Origin of the sequence: Mesorhizobium sp. M1252 (assembly GCF_040318265.1) — a bacterium.
GTDB lineage: Bacteria > Pseudomonadota > Alphaproteobacteria > Rhizobiales > Rhizobiaceae > Mesorhizobium.
Window position 1 is genome coordinate 137,659 of record NZ_JAMYLX010000011.1, and the last position, 17,306, is coordinate 154,964.

At 62.2% G+C, this 17,306-nt stretch carries 14 protein-coding genes; 9 read left to right on the forward strand and 5 right to left on the reverse strand.

The features are described from left to right. Positions 1 to 18: 18 nt before the first annotated feature. Entirely contained in the window at positions 19 to 1,455 is a 1,437-nt protein-coding gene (locus NKH22_RS22105) for a glutamine synthetase family protein (RefSeq protein WP_023681878.1), read from the reverse strand. Between the two features lie 147 nt (positions 1,456 to 1,602). Between NKH22_RS22105 and NKH22_RS22110 the strand changes: the two genes are divergently transcribed. Further along, positions 1,603 to 2,310 (forward strand): HAD family hydrolase, encoded by a 708-nt coding sequence (locus NKH22_RS22110; protein WP_023820842.1) that lies wholly within the window; start codon positions 1,603 to 1,605, stop codon positions 2,308 to 2,310. A gap of 30 nt (positions 2,311 to 2,340) precedes the next feature. Here the strand turns inward: NKH22_RS22110 and NKH22_RS22115 are convergent, their stop codons facing one another. The 3 genes from NKH22_RS22115 to aceA form a co-directional block, all read right to left on the reverse strand. Next, the gene (locus NKH22_RS22115; protein ID WP_023669317.1) at positions 2,341 to 2,802 is read right to left on the reverse strand and encodes a response regulator; all 462 of its coding nucleotides are present in this window, start codon (positions 2,800 to 2,802) and stop codon (positions 2,341 to 2,343) included. A 276-nt stretch (positions 2,803 to 3,078) separates the two neighbouring features. Then, positions 3,079 to 3,321: an SMc00767 family acetate metabolism repressor gene (locus NKH22_RS22120; RefSeq protein WP_023669318.1), complete on the reverse strand. Its 243-nt coding sequence runs from the start codon at positions 3,319 to 3,321 to the stop codon at positions 3,079 to 3,081. A gap of 52 nt (positions 3,322 to 3,373) precedes the next feature. Beyond that, positions 3,374 to 4,663 carry an isocitrate lyase gene (gene aceA / locus NKH22_RS22125; RefSeq protein WP_023689327.1) on the reverse strand — a complete coding sequence of 430 codons (1,290 nt, stop codon included), beginning with the start codon at positions 4,661 to 4,663 and terminating at the stop codon, positions 3,374 to 3,376. A gap of 248 nt (positions 4,664 to 4,911) precedes the next feature. Here aceA and NKH22_RS22130 point away from each other — a divergent pair, with 248 nt between their 5' ends. The 7 genes from NKH22_RS22130 to NKH22_RS22160 all read left to right on the forward strand — a co-directional run bounded on the left by NKH22_RS22130 (position 4,912) and on the right by NKH22_RS22160 (position 13,039). Then, on the forward strand, positions 4,912 to 6,339 hold the full coding sequence (locus NKH22_RS22130; RefSeq protein ID WP_352910956.1) for a helix-turn-helix domain-containing protein: 1,428 nt from the start codon (positions 4,912 to 4,914) through the stop codon (positions 6,337 to 6,339). Between the two features lie 281 nt (positions 6,340 to 6,620). Then, positions 6,621 to 7,388 (forward strand): DUF2167 domain-containing protein, encoded by a 768-nt coding sequence (locus tag NKH22_RS22135; protein ID WP_023740470.1) that lies wholly within the window; start codon positions 6,621 to 6,623, stop codon positions 7,386 to 7,388. Between the two features lie 161 nt (positions 7,389 to 7,549). Continuing rightward, positions 7,550 to 8,503, forward strand: a complete 954-nt coding sequence (locus NKH22_RS22140) for a DMT family transporter (protein WP_023751980.1) — start codon at positions 7,550 to 7,552, stop codon at positions 8,501 to 8,503. Between the two features lie 426 nt (positions 8,504 to 8,929). Next, positions 8,930 to 10,027, forward strand: a complete 1,098-nt coding sequence (locus NKH22_RS22145) for a polyamine ABC transporter substrate-binding protein (RefSeq protein WP_352910959.1) — start codon at positions 8,930 to 8,932, stop codon at positions 10,025 to 10,027. A gap of 82 nt (positions 10,028 to 10,109) precedes the next feature. Further along, complete coding sequence (locus NKH22_RS22150) at positions 10,110 to 11,249, forward strand: ABC transporter ATP-binding protein (protein ID WP_023729070.1); 1,140 nt, start codon at positions 10,110 to 10,112, stop codon at positions 11,247 to 11,249. 9 nt (positions 11,250 to 11,258) lie between these two features. Continuing rightward, entirely contained in the window at positions 11,259 to 12,224 is a 966-nt protein-coding gene (locus NKH22_RS22155) for an ABC transporter permease subunit (RefSeq protein WP_027049422.1), read from the forward strand. After that, positions 12,221 to 13,039, forward strand: a complete 819-nt coding sequence (locus tag NKH22_RS22160; RefSeq protein WP_023669326.1) for an ABC transporter permease — start codon at positions 12,221 to 12,223, stop codon at positions 13,037 to 13,039. The genes NKH22_RS22155 and NKH22_RS22160 overlap by 4 nt, the downstream gene beginning before the upstream one ends. A 42-nt stretch (positions 13,040 to 13,081) precedes the next feature. Here the strand turns inward: NKH22_RS22160 and NKH22_RS22165 are convergent, their stop codons facing one another. Next, the gene (locus NKH22_RS22165) at positions 13,082 to 14,935 is read right to left on the reverse strand and encodes an AsmA family protein (protein WP_023751981.1); all 1,854 of its coding nucleotides are present in this window, start codon (positions 14,933 to 14,935) and stop codon (positions 13,082 to 13,084) included. Positions 14,936 to 15,300: 365 nt separating this feature from the next. Between NKH22_RS22165 and NKH22_RS22170 the strand changes: the two genes are divergently transcribed. Beyond that, positions 15,301 to 17,271 (forward strand): acetoacetate--CoA ligase, encoded by a 1,971-nt coding sequence (locus tag NKH22_RS22170; RefSeq protein ID WP_352910962.1) that lies wholly within the window; start codon positions 15,301 to 15,303, stop codon positions 17,269 to 17,271. Positions 17,272 to 17,306 lie beyond the last annotated feature (35 nt).

Genomic DNA, 17,306 nt, shown 5'->3' on the forward strand with positions numbered 1-17,306 from the left:
ACACGACGAAGTCGCCGCTCACACGTTGAGCAACAGATACTCCCGCTCCCACGGGCTGATCACTTCCATGAAGGTCTCGAACTCCGCCCGCTTGATCGCTGCATAGGTTGCGGCGAAGGACTTGCCCAGAAGAGCGCATAGTTCCTCGTCGCCTTCGAAAAGATCGACGGCTTCGAGCAGGCCGCGTGGCAGGTCGATCTCATCGGCGTTTGCGGTGGTCAGCACCGGAGGCTCGGCCTTGATCTTGTTGGTGATGCCGATCAGCCCGCAGGCAAGTGAGGCCGCCAGCGCCAGATAGGGGTTGGCGTCGGAAGACGGGATGCGGTTTTCGACACGCCGCGCCGCCGGATCCGAGCGCGGCACGCGGAACGCCGTGGTGCGGTTGTCATAGCCCCATTTGTTGTTGACCGGCGCCGAGGCCGACTGCGTCAGCCGGCGGTAGGAATTGACGTAGGGAGCAAACATCACCAGTGCGTTCGGCACATGCTTCTGCATGCCGCCGATGAAATGAAAGAAGTCGTCGGTTTCCGAGCCGTCCTTCGCCGAAAAGATATTCAGCCCGGTCTTCTTGTCGATGATCGACTGGTGGATGTGCATGGCAGAACCTGGCTGGCCCTGGATCGGCTTGGCCATGAAGGTGGCATAGATCTCATGCTTCAGCGCTGCCTCGCGAATGGTGCGTTTGAACATGAACACCTGATCGGCGAGCTCGACCGGATCGCCGTGACGCAGATTGATCTCGAGCTGGCCGGCGCCTTCCTCGTGGATCAGCGTGTCGATCTCCAGGCCCTGGCTTTCGGAGAAATGGTAGATGTCGTCGATCAGTTCGTCGAACTCGTTGACGCCGGCGATCGAATAGCCGGCTCCGCCGCCGATTGGCCGCCCGGAACGCCCGACTGGTGGCGTCAATGGGTAATCCGGGTCGGGGTTCTTGCGCACTAGGTAGAATTCGATCTCGGGCGCCACCACCGGCTTCAGCCCGCGCTTGTCATAGGCTGCTACCACGCGCTTCAGGACGTTGCGCGGCGTGAACTCGACCGAACGGCCATCCTGATGGACGAGGTCGCAGATGACGGCGGCCGTCGGGTCTTCTTCCCACGGCACGACGGTCAACGTCGACAGATCCGGCATCAGCTTTAGGTCGCCATCATCCTCCGGATAGTGGAAACCGTTGCCGTCCTCGGGATAGCCGCCCGAAATCGTCGTCATGAACACTGCCGATGGCAGCGCCAGCGAGGTGTTGGAAGTGAATTTCTTCGACGGCATCATCTTGCCGCGCGCGACGCCAGCCTGATCAGGCGTGATGCATTCTATGTCTTCGATGCCGCGCCATTCCAGCCAAGCGCTGACTTCCTTCCAGTTCTTCACGCCGCGTTGATTTTTCACGAAGGCAGGCGTTCGGACGCGTCCTCCGCGGGTCGACGGACGGACTTCCTTTTTCGCAGGCGGCATCATTCACCAGTTTGGGTTGCAATTATCACAGTATAGCTGTTGCCGGTGATGGAAGGGAAGGGGAGCTGCCTGTCTTCGGCTTCCTGGTTGAAAATCGCGCCACGCAGATTAGGGTCAACCTCCCGCAGATCGAGCAGCAGAAGACACCGTATGCCAGGCAAATTGACCACCATCGGCTTCGACGCCGACGATACCCTATGGCAGAACGAACAGTTCTTCCGCCTGACCGAGAAGCACTTTGCAGCCCTGCTCGCCGATCATGGCGAGGCCGAGCACATCTCGGCACGGCTGCTCGAGGCCGAGAAGCGCAACCTTGCCGTCTACGGCTTCGGCATCAAGGGCTTTACCTTGTCGATGATCGAGACGGCCATCGAAGTGACCGAGGGCCGCGTGCCGGCCTCGACGATCGCCGAAATCCTTGCCGCCGGCCGCGACATGCTCGGCCATCCTGTCGAGGCGCTGCCGCATGCGCGCGAGACAGTCGAAAAGCTCGCCGGCACCTACCATCTGGTGCTGATCACCAAGGGCGATCTGTTCGACCAGGAGCGCAAGCTGGCGGCGTCCGGCCTTGGCGACCTGTTCGATGCCGTCGAGATCGTCAGCGACAAGAGCGCCGCCACCTATGCCAGGATCTTTGGCCGCCACGGCAGCCCGCAGGACAGCATGATGGTCGGCAATTCGCTCAAGTCGGACGTGGTGCCGGCCATCGAGGCCGGCAGCTGGGGTGTGTACGTCCCGCACGAACTGACCTGGGTGCTCGAACATGTCGAACCGCCGGTGGCAGCACCGCGCTTCCGCCAGATTGTCGATCTTGGCGAACTGCCGGCTTTGATCGAGAGCATCGGCAAGGAAGGCTGACCGCCCCGCACGCGTTCGGGCGGATTGCGATCAGCCGCGCCCGAGACTGATCAGCCGGTCGACCACCGGCTGCAGCCTTTCGGTGGTGATCGGCTTGGTTACCACCACATCGACCACGCTCGACAGGCCCAGGCTGTCGGGCGTGCCGGTCTTGGTTGAAAGCAGGATCACCTTGGGGAGCGACCGCCCAGATGTCCGCCGCAAGGCGTCGATGGCCGCCATCAGCGCGCGGCAGTCCTCGTTGTCGGGGCCGCCATCGAGAACGACGGCGCCCGGAATGAGGGTTCGCAATGTCTTGGCCGCCATTTCGGGCGACTCGGAGATCGGCTTCAGTCCGGACTTCTCGACGATCTTCGACACCACCACCCGGTTGATCGGCGATTTTCCAACGACCAGCACGTGGGAGAAATCCGTTGATATCTCGGAGTTCGCGTCCCTGCTTGACGAATTCAGATGTTTGGCGGTGTCGGTCTCGCGGTTCACAGGGCACATGGGCGGGGCGGGCACTCGGCGCTGCTTCAATGCAGGGTTGAAATCCGAGAGCCAATTGGCGTGAGATCGCCCGCCATGTCAAGCTGAAATGACGGACCTGCGAAATATAGCCGGAAATATTAAACCCCGGAGACAAGGTCTGTTTTCGAACTGTAGTTAAGTTTACGCTCAAAAGCAAAAGTCACCCGCGCTGAAAACCCGCGGGTGACATTGAAATCGGCCAGTGAGCGGCGGGGTCCATAGGTTCCACAAGCACAAAGCTTCCGTTAGGGAAGATCAGCCGTGACTCTTCTGCGTGACGATCACCGGGATCAGCAGGTCGCCCCAATTGCCGTCGCCGCCATGATGCCGGGCCGAGCGCACCAGTTCCACCGAGACGCCGGCCTCCACTGCCTTCATCACCGATTGATTGAGCCGGTGCAGGTCGTTGGCCAGCATGCGGATTGTCGCCTGTTGGTCGACACTCATCGTGGTGGACTGCTCTTCTGCACGTTCCTTGACGCGGCTTATCGATGCCATTTTCTTCTCCCTTGCCCTTCGGGCGTTTCCTCTGTTGGTTATGTCGATCGGTTCATTCCGCTGCCGGCTTGAACTGGACGTGCTCGGTCGATTCATGCATGGCGGTGGTCGACGACTGGCCGCCGCTGATTGCCATCGACACGGCGTCGAAATAGCCGGTGCCGACCTCGCGCTGGTGCTTGGTCGCGGTGTAGCCGTGGACTTCGGCCGCGAACTCGGCTTCCTGCAACTCGGAATAGGCCGCCATCTGCCGCGCCTTGTAGCCGCGGGCCAGCTCGAACATGCCGAAATTGAGCTGGTGGAACCCGGCCAATGTGATGAACTGGAACTTGTAGCCCATGGCGCCGAGCTCGCGCTGGAACTTGGCGATCGTCGCGTCGTCGAGGTTCTTCTTCCAGTTGAACGACGGCGAGCAATTATAGGCGAGCAGCTTGCCCGGATGATGCCTGCGCACGCCTTCGGCGAATTTCTTGGCCTGCGCCAGATCGGGCTTGGATGTTTCGCACCAGATCAGGTCGGCATGCGGCGCATAGGCAACGGCGCGCGCGATGCACGGTTCGATGCCGTTCCTGACCTGGTAGAAGCCTTCAACCGTGCGGCCGGCATCGTAGTCGACGAAAGGCTGGTCGCGCTCGTCAATGTCGGAGGTCAGAAGCTTTGCCGCTTCCGCATCGGTGCGTGCCACGACTAGCGTCGGCGTGCCCATCACGTCGGCCGCCAGACGCGCCGCGTTGAGGTTGCGGATATGCGCGGCGGTCGGGATCAGCACTTTGCCGCCGAGATGGCCGCACTTCTTCTCAGAGGCCAGCTGGTCCTCATAGTGGACGCCGGCAGCGCCGGCCTCGATGAACGCCTTCATGATCTCGAAGGCGTTGAGCGGTCCGCCGAAGCCGGCCTCGGCATCGGCGACGATCGGCGCGAACCAGGTGTCGACCGACAGGCCGTTGCCTTCCGAGGTCTCGATCTGATCGGCGCGCTGCAGCGTGCGGTTGATGCGCTTGACCAGTTCGGGCGCCGCATTGGCGGGATAGAGCGACTGGTCCGGATACATGGCCGACGCGGTGTTGGCGTCGGCGGCGACCTGCCAGCCCGAGAGATAGATTGCCTTCAGCCCGGCACGCACCTGCTGCATCGCCTGGTTGCCCGACATGGCGCCGAGTGCATTGACGAAGTCTTCCTCGTGGATGAGCTTCCACAGCCGGTTGGCGCCCATTTCGGCAAGACTCTGGCGTATCTGGACCGACCCGCGCAGCCGCTTCACATCGTCCGGCGAATAGGCTCGTTCGATGCCGTCGAAGCGGCCTTCGGGCGCGGATGGGACAAGATTGTAAAAATCAGTCATTGGTCACTCCAGATCAACCGATGCCAGTGTCTTGAAACGCCGTACCCTGGGATGGTGTGCGTCGTCTGTGTGTGACATCATTTACATTGCGCCGCGACGAGAGCGAGGAAAACCGCCATTTCCGGTAGAAAATAAGAGAAAACCTGTGTTGTGTTTGACTGCTTGCCGCTGTAAATCTGTCATGATTGTAAAAGATGGTGCGCCGTTCATCGCTCGCAAGGCGTGTAAATTCCTGTCAAGGAAAGCCGATGGCCGACCAGAAGATATTCGCCGGGCCGCGCATCCGCCGCATCCGCATCGCCAAAGGCCTGACCCAGACGGCGATGGCCGAGGGGCTCGGCATCTCGCCGTCCTATCTCAACCTGATCGAGCGCAACCAGCGGCCGCTGACGGTGCAACTGATCCTGAAGCTGGCCTCTGTCTACAAGGTCGACCCGCATGAATTGCAGGGTGAGGCGAGAGGGTCGATCTCGGCCTTGAAGGAAGTGTTCGGCGACCCGCTGCTTGCCGGTGAGCTGCCGGGCGACCAGGAACTGATCGAACTGGCCGAGGCAGCCCCCAACGCATCGGCTGCGATGATAAAACTGTTTCGCGCTTACCGCGAGCAGGCCGAGCGGCTGTCCGATCTCAACGAGCTTCTGGCGCGCGAGGGCCGCGCCACGGCGCTGTCCGGTGCGCGGCTGCCGATCGACGAAGTGCACGAGATTTTCGAGCGCCGGCCGAACCATTTTGCAGCACTGGAGGAAGAGGCCGAGGCCTTCACCTCGGTGCTCGACCCCGGCGACGATCTGTTCGGCGCGTTGAAGGCGTGGCTGAAGCGCGAGTATGGCATTGTCGTTAAAGTGCTGCCGGTCGCCACCATGCCGAACTGGCGGCGCCGTTATGACCGTCATTCGCAGCGTCTTTTTCTATCGGAGCGGCTGTCGCCGTTCGACCAGTTGCGCGAAGTCGCCATGGAGGCCTGCCTGATCCGCATGACGGTCGCGATCGCCGGCGAAATTCAGGCGCTGAAGCTCGGTACGGACGAAGCCCGCCGGCTCGCCCGCTTCGAGTTCGGCCGCTACGCCGCCCATGCCTTGATGATGCCCTATCAGGCCTTTCATGCCGCCGCCGTGCGGGCTCGTTACGATATCGATGTGCTGCGCTCGCGTTTCGGCGTCTCCTTCGAACAGGCGGCGAACCGCCTGACCATGCTGCAGCGTCCTGGCTTGTCCGGCGTCCCGGTCTTCATGCTCGAGGTCGACAATGCCGGCAACCGCTTCCGCAAGGCCAGCGGCCAGGGCTTTCCGCAAAGCCGCTTTGGCGGCGGCTGCCCGAAACTGCCGGTCCATGCCGCTTTCGCTTCGCCTGGCCAAATCCTGGTCGAGGCGGTGGAAATGCCCGACGGCGCCGAGTTCCTCTGCATCGCACGCACGCTCGAAGGGCCGCAGGGTTCGTTCTCCGAGCGCCCGCGCCGCACCGCGCTGCTGTTGGGCTGCGATATCGGCTTTCGCGACGAGATCGTCTATGGCGCCGGGCTGCCGGCAAAGGCCGGACAGGGCGCCGCCACGCCGGTCGGTCCCGCTTGCCGGCTATGCGAACGCATCGGCTGCCTCGCCCGCGCCGAGCCGCCGGTGACCCGTCCGCTGGGTCTCGACGAGATGGTGACGGGCCTGAGCGCCTTCGATTTCCAGTGATGCTTCTCGGGCTTGAGGTCGCGGAAGACTGCAGCTGTTTGCGCTAATCAATACAGCGCGGCCCGAACCATCGCCGAACCAAATATTGATTAAGCATCGGCGCTGCGCTATCGAAGGTGAGCTGCAGGGCAGCCAAGGGGGGACGGCTTATGAACAGGAAAGCTTTGTGGCTTGGCGTGGCGCTTGCCCTTTTGGCGGGGCCTGTTCTGGCAGAAAAATCCTCGTAATTCTTCAAGGACTATCAACAGTATAGTGACGACGGCAAGGCATTCCTGGACAAAATCGATCCAAAGACCGGCGCGGTCGACCTTCCCGAAGGCATCCATCTCGATCTCAAGGACAAGTTCTATTTTCTGGGCAAGAAGGACGCGACGTCCGTCCTGACCGAGGCCTGGGGCAATCCGCCTGATACCGCGTCCGAAGCAATCGGCATGATCTTCCCGGCCAAGTACGAGCCCATCGCCGGCAACGGTTGGGGCATCGAATTGCGCTATGAAAAGATCGGCCATGTCGATGACGCCGACGCCGCATCCATCGACTACACCGAACTGCTGAGCAGCATGCAGGCGGACACATTGTCGGCCAACGATCAGCGGGTAAAGGACGGCTTTCCCCCGATCAAGCTAATCGGCTGGGCCTCGCCGCCGGTCTATGATTTCGTCCACAAGCGGCTGCACTGGGCCAAGGAACTGCAGTTCGGAGACGATACCGTCCACACGCTCAATTACGACGTCCGTTTCCTCGGCCGGGAAGGCGTCTTCGTGATGAGCTACATCGCTACGGTTGAACAATTGCCGGAGATCAAGCAGAGCCTGGACGAAGTGCTGGGCGTGGCGGACTTCAACACCGGCAAGAAATACACCGATTTTCTGCCCGGCACCGACACGGTCGCCGCGGTTGGCATTGGCGGCCTCATCGCCGGAAAACTCGCGGCAAAGGCCGGCCTGATTGCGGTCGCGGTCATCGCCCTGAAAAAGTTCGGCATTCTGCTGCTGGTACCGCTGGCCGGTCTTTGGCGCTTTATCCGCGGCAACAAGGGCACGTCCTAGAAACGGCGGTGTTTGCCCGTATGGCTGCCGGTTGGCGGTGCGCCAAAGGGAATGCCGGGCTGGATCACGTCCGGCGGTAGCCTATGCGCTAGGCGAATACGGCACGTTTCTGTCGTCCATTGTGCATCATGCCGCCCCGAGATAGCCGACAGTCGCACCCCATGACCGATACCGCATCTTCTCCAATCGCCGCACCGCCGATCGTCTCGCCTCGCGAAGAGCGGGTCGGCTTGCTGCTGGTGTTCCTGTCGGCGCTGATGTGGAGCTTTGGCGGCACCATCGCCCGCTTCATCGACACCGCTGACAGTTGGACCGTGGTGTTCTGGCGATCGCTGTGGGCGGCTGTGTTCCTGATTTGCTTCATGGCCTGGCGCGACGGCTGGCGCGGCATGTTGCGGCTGTTTCGCGACATGGGCCTGCCCGGCCTTGCCGTGGCCGTCTGTTTCGCCACGGCGTCGACGTGCTTCGTTGTCGCGCTCGCCTACACCACCGTTGCCAATATCCTGTTGATGCAGGCCGGTGTGCCGCTGCTGGCGGCATTGCTTGCCTGGGTGCTGTTTCGCGAACGCGTCGCCGTCGCGACCTGGGTGGCGATCGCCGCCGTCATCGCCGGCGTCGCCATCATGGTGTCGGAATCGCTCGACGGCGCCGTATCGCCCATCGGCGACGGGCTGTCGCTGCTGATCGCCGTCATGTTCTCGATTGCCACCGTCATCACCCGGCGCTTCGCCCATGTGCGCATGACGCCGGCGACGTGCCTCGGCACGATGCTGGCAGCGGCTTTCGCCGCATCGCAAGCCACGCAGTTTGCCACGTCGGCCCACGACATGGCTTTCCTGTTTGCCTTCGGCGTCATCAATCTCGGCCTCGGCCTTGCCTTCTTCGCCACCGGCGCGAGGCTGGTTCCGGCGGCGATCGCAGCACTCCTCGGCACGTTCGAGCCGATCCTCGGACCGATCTGGGTCTGGCTCGTTCATGGCGAGGTGCCCTCGGTGCGCACCATCATCGGCGGCGCGGTGGTGGTCGCCGCGCTGCTCGTCCATATCGCGCTTGAATTCAAGCGCCAGGCGAGGCCTGCACGGCCGGGGACCACCGGCCTGCCATCCCCTAATTGACCCGCCTTTCCCTTGGTTGAGCCCGTCTTCCCTAATTACGCCCGTCTTTCCCCAATTAGCGAAGCCGCACGCCCTATTGACCGAGCTTCCCCGCGCGGGCCATTGACAACCTTGCTGCGGCACGGGCAGGCTGGGGGCACGGCAACAACAAGACAGGCTTATCTTGCCAAGTGTCCCCGCCGGTCGGACCAAGACCGGACCACAGCGTCGTATCCCTGCCCGCGCCGCGGCGAAAGCCTCTGACGGCGTCAGCGCGCCCGCCATGCGGGCACACAGAGCCATCATCTGCCGCTCGTCGAACCGCCCGGACGGCGCTGGCAGTTCATGCTTGTGGCTGCCCGGAAAGCTCAATACTCTGAAGCAAATGCCCAATCGCGCTCGAACAGCGACGACTTGGCGAAGGAACACTCATCAAAGGAGAACAGCATGATCCGCAAAGCGCTCTGGCTTTCGGCAACCTCGGCATTTCTGACGCTTTTCGCCGTTGGCGGCCATGCCGAGGATCGCGTCGTCAACGTCTTCAACTGGTCGGATTACATCGACAGTTCGATCATTGACGAATTCACCAAGGAGACCGGCATCAAGGTCGTCTACGACACCTTCGATTCCAATGAAATCCTCGAGACCAAGCTGCTTGCCGGCGGCAGCGGCTATGACGTCGTCGTGCCCAGCGGCAACTTCCTGGCCCGCCAGATCCAGGCCGGCGTGTTCCAGAAGCTCGACAAGTCGAAGCTGCCCAACATTTCCAACATGTGGGACACGGTTTCGGAGCGCACCGCCAAATACGATCCGGGCAATGAATACTCGATCAACTACATGTGGGGCACGGTCGGCATCGGCTACAACATCAAGAAGGTGCAGGCTGCACTCGGCACCGACAAGATCGACAGCTGGGATGTTTTCTTCAATCCCGACAGCCTGGCCAAGCTGAAGGACTGCGGCGTCTATGTGCTGGACTCGCCGGCCGACATCATCCCGGCGGCGCTCAAATATCTCGGCCTCGATCCGAACAGCACCTCACCTGACGACATCGCCAAGGCCGAGGAGACGTTGCTGAAGGTGCGGCCGTATATCCGCAAATTCCATTCGTCCGAATACATCAACGCGCTCGCCAACGGCGATATTTGCCTGGCGGTCGGCTGGTCGGGTGACGTCTTCCAGGCGCGCAACCGCGCGGTCGAGGCCAAGCAAGGCGTCGAGATCGGCTATTCCGTGCCCAAGGAAGGCGCCCAGATGTGGTTCGACCAGATGGCGATTCCCGCCGATGCGCCGCATGCCGCCGAGGCACTCGAATTTCTCAACTACATGATGAAGCCGGAAGTGATCGCCAAGTCGTCCAACTATGTGCTGTACGCCAACGGCAACAAGGCTTCGCAGCAGTTCGTCGACAAGGCACTGTTGGATGACCCGGCTGTCTATCCGGACGCCGAGACCCTGAAGAAACTCTATACGGTCCAGCCCTACGATCCCAAGACCCAGCGCCTGATCACGCGCAGCTGGACCAAGATCGTCACCGGCCAGTAAGCAACGCGACTGGTCCCGGCAGTCATCTGCCGGGACCATTCTTCTCTGGGGCAAGAAGCAAAAAAACAGGACGGAGTGGGACATGAAATCGCTTGGCAGCATCCGCAGGGATTTTGCGCCTTGGACTGATCCGAATGCCAAGCCATACATTCAGTTCGAGAACGTCACCAAGAAGTTCGGTGACTTCACAGCCGTCAACAATCTATCGCTGACCATTTTCGAGCGCGAGTTCTTCGCCCTGCTCGGCGCGTCCGGTTGCGGAAAGTCGACTTTGCTCAGGATGCTTGCCGGCTTTGAGGAGCCGACCGCCGGCCGTATCCTTCTCGACGGCCAGGATTTGCGCGGCATCCCGCCCTATCGCCGCCCGGTCAACATGATGTTCCAGTCCTATGCGCTGTTCCCGCATATGACGGTGGAAAAGAACATTGCCTTCGGCCTCAAGCAGGAAGGCATGCCGGGACCGGATATCGAAAAGCGCGTCGCCGAGATGCTGAAGCTGGTCAAGCTCGAGCAGTTCGCCAAGCGCAAGCCGCACCAGCTCTCCGGCGGGCAGCGCCAGCGCGTCGCACTCGCCCGCTCGGTCGCCAAGCGGCCGAAAGTGCTGCTGCTCGACGAACCGCTCGGCGCGCTCGACAAGAAGCTGCGCGAGGAAACGCAGTTCGAGCTGATGGACCTGCAGCAAAATCTCGGGCTCACTTTCGTCGTCGTCACCCACGACCAGGAAGAGGCGATGACCATGGCCGACCGCATCGCCATCATCGACAAGGGCGAGGTGATGCAGGTGGCGACGCCGGCGGAAGTCTATGAAGCCCCCAGTTCGCGCTTCGTTGCCCACTTCGTCGGCAATGTGAACATGTTCGAGGGCAAGGTCGCCGAGCGTGCGGCAAACACCACGCGCATCACCGGCGCGACAGGGGCCCAGATCGTCGTCGAAAACAGCACCGATACAAAGGCCGGTTCCGACATCGTCTTCGCCATCAGGCCGGAGAAGATCAAGGTGTCGTCGACGAAACCGGCCGACGCCGTCAATGCGCTTGAGGGCGAGGTCTACGACGTTGCCTATCTCGGCGACATGACCGTCTACCACATCCGGCTGGATGACGGGCAGATCATCAGGGCAAGCGCGCTCAACGCGGCGCGAGTCACCGAGGACCCGCTGACCTGGAACGACCGCGCCTGGGTCTCCTTCCGGCCGGATGCCGGCGTCGTGCTGACACGGTAGGGGGCGGCCATGTCCAACATTGCACTCACCGACGCCGGTCCATCGGCCGCGGCCAAACCGTTCCTGATGCGGCTCGGTGCCGGCTTTGTCAGCCGGCTCGTCATCATCGTGCCTTATCTCTGGCTGCTGTTCTTCTTCTTCATCCCGTTCATCATCGTCTTCAAGATTTCGCTGTCGCAGTCGGCGATCGCCATGCCGCCCTACACGCCGGCGCTCGATTTCAGGGACGGCATGTCCGGGTTCTTTGTCCGCTTCCGCGAACTCAGCGTCGACAATTATGTCTGGCTAACGCAGGACGCGCTTTACTTCAAAGCCTACGTGACCAGTGTTATCATCGCTGCTGTCTCGACGATCCTGACCTTGCTCGTCGGCTTCCCGATCGCCTACGGCATGGCCCGCGCGCCGGCGACGATCCGTCCGACCTTGCTGATGCTGGTTATCCTGCCGTTCTGGACGTCGTTCCTGATCCGCGTCTATGCCTGGATCGGCATCCTCAAGCCCGAGGGTCTGCTCAATCAGCTGCTGTTGTCGCTGCACATCATCAATCAGCCACTGATCATCCTCAACACTTACACGGCGATCTTCATCGGCATCGTCTATTCCTACCTGCCATTCATGGTGCTGCCGCTCTATTCGTCGCTGGAAAAGATGGATTACTCGCTGATCGAGGCGGCAAAGGATCTCGGCTGCCCGCCGACATCAGCCTTCTGGAAGATCACGTTCCCGCTGTCGCTGCCCGGGGTCATCGCCGGCTGCCTGCTGGTGTTCATTCCAGCGGTTGGCGAGTTCGTCATTCCCGATCTGCTCGGCGGCTCGCAGACGCTGATGATCGGCAAGACCTTGTGGAATGAATTCTTCGCCAACCGTGACTGGCCGGTGTCGTCGGCCGTCGCCGTCATCCTGCTGCTGCTCCTGATCGTGCCGATCATGCTCTTCCAGCAGGCCCAGGCACGCGCCCAGGAGCAGGACAAATGAACGCCACCTGGAGCCGCTTCAACGTCACCTCGGTCGTGCTGGGCTTTGCCTTTCTCTATCTGCCGATCGTGCTGCTCATCGTCTTCTCCTTCAACGAGTCGAAGCTGGTCACCGTCTGGGGCGGCTTCTCGACCAAATGGTATGCCTCGCTGTTCCACAATCAGGGGCTGATGGACGCCACCTGGGTGACCGCGCGTGTGGGTGTCATCTCCGCCACTGTGGCAACCGTGCTCGGCACGCTGGCAGCACTGACCTTGACCCGCTACACCCGCTTCCGCGGCCGCATCCTGTTTTCCGGCATGGTGTTTGCGCCGCTGGTCATGCCGGAAGTCATCACCGGCCTGTCGCTGTTGCTGCTGTTCGTTGCCGTCGGTCTCGACCGTGGCTTCCTGACCGTGACGCTTGCTCACATCACCTTGACCATGTGCTTCGTGGCTGTCGTCGTGCAGTCGCGCCTGGTGTCGTTCGATCGTTCGCTGGAAGAAGCTGCCTTGGACCTCGGCGCAACGCCGGTAAAGACCTTCTTTCAGATCACGCTGCCGGTCATCATGCCGGCCATCGTCTCCGGCTGGATGCTGGCCTTCACCCTGTCGCTTGACGACCTGGTCATCGCCTCCTTCACCTCCGGGCCTGGCGCCACCACGCTGCCGATGAAGATCTACAGCCAGGTGCGTCTCGGCGTGACGCCGGAAATCAACGCCGCCTGCACCATCCTGATCGCCGTCGTGGCGGTAGGCGTCATCATCGCTTCGGTCGCCAACAAGCGGCGTGAGGTGCAACGCCAGCTCGACGAACAGGCCGCGCAGCGCGGTTGATTGCGTCAAACGAGGGATAGGGCGATCCCGGTAAGGGTCCGCCTATTCGCCTGAGACGCCGCGGCTGATCGGCGAGATGAACGGCGTGCTCCAGGTGCCGCCGACGAAGAATGACGACTGGTTGGATCCCTGCTGGCCATTGACCGGTGCCGCTGCCGGGTCGGCCTGGGTGACACCCCCCGAAAGCGCCAGCCCGCGTCCGCCGTAAGAGGCGATGCCGGACAGCCAGACCTTGTATTTCGCCGAATTGGCCTCGGCCTTGTCCAGCCTTGCCACACCCTTCGAGATGGTGGCCTTGAGCTCGGCGCCGTCCATCGGCAGTGTCCCGTCCGAGACGTCGTCGAGCGCGAAGAAGCCGCCCTGTTCCGTGTGCTTCAGAAATGCCGGCAAATTGAGCCCGCTCAGCGCGCCCGGCCCGAACGTCGCAGAGACCGAGCCGTCCGCGTTCTCGAAGATCGAGTCCCAGGATTTGCCCGGCCCTTTGAGAATGACCGAGACAGTGCCGGTGCTGGCCGGCACCAGCCGCGTCATTCCGGCCGCGGTGCCGAAAGCGGCGCCGTCAATGTCGGAGGCGAGCAGCCGGATCTCGACCTGCGAGCCCTCCGGTTTGCGGTCGAAACGCAGGCTACTTTGCACGTTGCCGCCAAAGGCCGACGCATCGGAGATATCGAAGACGGCAAGCCCGTTCTTCACCTGCGCCGTAGCGGCGACGTCGGCAAGCTGGATTGCGCCGGCCGAGGCATGTGCCGCTGACAGCCTCAGATCGAGATTGATCCGGTCGGCGAAGCTGGTGTCGATTTCGCCGGGACCGGTCTCGCCGGTCGGCGCCAGCGGCGTGAAGGCCGAAAACAGCGACCTGAGGTCGAGCGTATCGAAGGCGAGTGTGCCTGATATCACCGGCAAGGCGTCGCCGAACGAAAAATCCAGCGCCCCCATTCCCGGGTTGCTGTCGAGCGTCACCGCGGTGTTTTCGAATTTGACGCGGCCGGCGGTCGCCGTGATCTTGCTCGAAATCGAGACCGAACCGATCGCCGTACCAGGGGCAATGCCGGCCTGCGACCATTCCAGCACGCGCCGCAGCGAGGGCGCGGCGAATTTCGCCTGGCCATCGAAATAGGCGTTTTGCGACATGCTGGCCGTGCCGTCGAACGAGAAGCTGGCCGGCGCTGCCTTGAACGAAAACGTGACCGGTGCGGCGCCGCCGGCAAACAGCACCAGCGGCTTGGGCGAGGCGGCATCGACGGTGACGCTCTCGCCGCGCCAGATTCCGGTCGCCGACAAGGTCGCGTTGCTGTTCATCGCTGCCCAGCTCGCCTGGCCGGACAGGCTGGTCAACAATTCGACGTCCTTGCCGCCGATGGAGGCGACCATGCGGCCGTCCCTGAATTCCACTGTGCCGAACGGATCGGCGGGCAGCTTGCTCAGGTCCGGCTTCGTCGGATCGGCGTTGACCACGCCGCGCGCCGTGTCGATGGAGCGGGTGATGCGTCCGCCCGTTGGTATGGCGGGCAGGAATATGCCGTTTGCGGCGCGCTGGACCCGGATCGTCGGCCGCACCAGCCGCGCCGTCGAAAACACCACATCGCCCTGCAGCGCCGCCATGGCCGAAAGGTCGACCTCGACCCGTTCGGCCTCGATCACCGGCGGCGCGTCGGTCTCGGTCCACTGCGACAGCGTGACGTCGCTCAATATGGCGCGGAACTTCGGCCACACCTCGATGCGCGGCGAACCGGCGATGGTGACCCTGAAACCGCTCCACGCGCTCATTTCCCAGGCGATGCGATCGCGCACGATCCGGGTCGAGGCAAACAGCGGCAGAGCGGCGACGACCAGCGCGATGACGAGCACGGCAACGCCGATCGCCCATATTCCGCGCCGGATCAAAGGTGATGGCATATTGCCCCGGTTGCTTTCATTCCGATAAAAATCGCCTGACGGGTGTAACCGCCAGTTGTCACCACGCCTTCCAGTCGTCACTACGACTTAGGGCTGAGGCATTTCAAGTCTTTATGGCCCGGCGATGGCAATTGCGCACACATGGCCGAGTTTAGCGGAACAAAATCTTGCTCTGCCGCACGGTGGTAGGCATAAGCGATGCAGCTTCAGCCTGCTACGAGGCGCGGCGTTTTTGGGACAGCGCGCCTGTAAAGCTGAGGCTAGTGCATGTCGCCCGGAGAGTGCAGCGGTTCCGGGACAACGACGTGCATCAAAACAAAAGCATATCTATCTTGCGACGCGACGGGCTTCAAGGAGGATCGATAATGGCTGCCGAAGCACCGCTCTGGACCCCGACGCAAGACCAGATCGACGCAGCACCACTGACCGCGTTCATGAAGGCAGCAGCGGCCAAAAGCGGCACATCCTTCGCCTCCTACGCCGAACTGCACCGCTGGTCGGTCGAGGATCGCGAAGGCTTCTGGAGCCTGCTGTGGGACTTTTGCGGCATTGTCGGCGACAAAGGGACCGATGCGGGCGAGACCGTGCTCGTCGATGGCGACAAGATGCCCGGCGCATCGTTCTTTCCCGATGCGACGCTGAACTTCGCCGAGAACCTGCTGAAGAAGACCGGTTCCGGCGACGCGATTGTCTTTCGCGGCGAGGACAAGATCGAGCGGCGGCTGTCGTGGAGCGAACTGCACCAGCTGACCTCGCGCTTTCAGCAGCTTTTCCTGTCGCTCAAGGTGAAAAAGGGCGACCGCATCGCGGCGATGATGCCCAACATGCCGGAAACCGTCGCCGCCATGCTGGCGGCCGCCTCCATAGGCGCGGTCTGGTCGTCCTGTTCCCCCGATTTCGGCGAGCAGGGCGTGCTCGACCGTTTCGGCCAGATCGAGCCGGTCATATTCATTGCGCCGGACGGCTATTGGTACAATGGCAAGGCAATCGAGGTAGCCGACAAGATCGCTGCCGTTGCGGCGAAGCTCGAAACCGTCCGCAAGGTCCTGATCGTCGACTATCTCGGTACCTCGCGCGATATCGCAGCGATCATCGACAAGGCCGTGGCGCTCGAAGAGGCGCTGTTACCCTTTACCGCCAAAGCGGTCACGTTCGAGCGGCTGCCGTTCGCGCATCCGCTCTACATCCTGTTCTCGTCAGGTACCACCGGCATTCCCAAATGCATCGTCCATTCGGCCGGCGGCACGCTGGTCCAGCATGTCAAGGAACACCGGCTGCATGCCGGACTCATCGAAGGCGACCGCTTCTTCTACTTCACCACCTGCGGCTGGATGATGTGGAACTGGCTGGTGTCGGGCCTGGCCTCGGGCGCCACGCTGCTGCTCTATGACGGCTCGCCCTTCCACCCCGACGGCAATGTGCTGCTCAGCTTCGCAGATGCCGAGAAGATGACCTTTTTCGGCACCTCGGCCAAATTCATCGATTCCGTACGCAAGGCCGGGCTCAAGCCGATCTGCAGCCATGATCTGTCGAGTGTGCGGGCGATTTCCTCGACCGGCTCACCGTTGTCGCCGGAGGATTTCCGCTTCGTCTATGACGGCATCAAGAAGGACGTACATCTCGCCTCGGTTTCCGGCGGCACCGACATCGTCTCCTGTTTCGTGCTCGGCGTACCGACGCAACCGGTCTGGACCGGCGAGATCCAGGGTCCCGGCCTCGGCCTTGCCGTCGATGTATGGGACGATGACGGCAAGCCGATCCGCGAGCAAAAGGGTGAGCTGGTCTGCACAAAAGCGTTCCCGTCGATGCCGATCGGCTTCTGGAACGATCCTGAGGGCAAGAAATACCATGCGGCCTATTTCGAGCGCTTCGACAATGTCTGGTGCCACGGCGACTTCGCCGAATGGACCGCGCATGGCGGCATGATCATCCACGGCCGTTCCGACGCGACGCTCAATCCGGGCGGTGTGCGCATCGGCACGGCGGAGATCTACAATCAGGTCGAACAGATGCCGGAAATCCTTGAGGCGCTGTGCATCGGCCAGGATTTCGACAATGACGTGCGCGTCGTGCTGTTCGTGCGGCTGGCCGCCGGCGTGACGCTGGACGAGGATCTGGAAAAGCGCATTCGTTCCAAGATCCGCAGCGGCGCCAGCCCGCGCCACGTGCCGGCAAGGATCGTCGCCGTCAGCGACATTCCGCGCACCAAATCGGGCAAGATCACCGAGCTTGCAGTGCGCGACGTGGTGCATGGCCGCGCCATCAAGAACAACGAAGCGTTGGCCAATCCAGAGGCGCTGGAGCTGTTCAGGAACCTGCCGCAGCTGGCTGAGTGACGCGGCCGGGATGGTTAACCAGATATGTCGGTCGA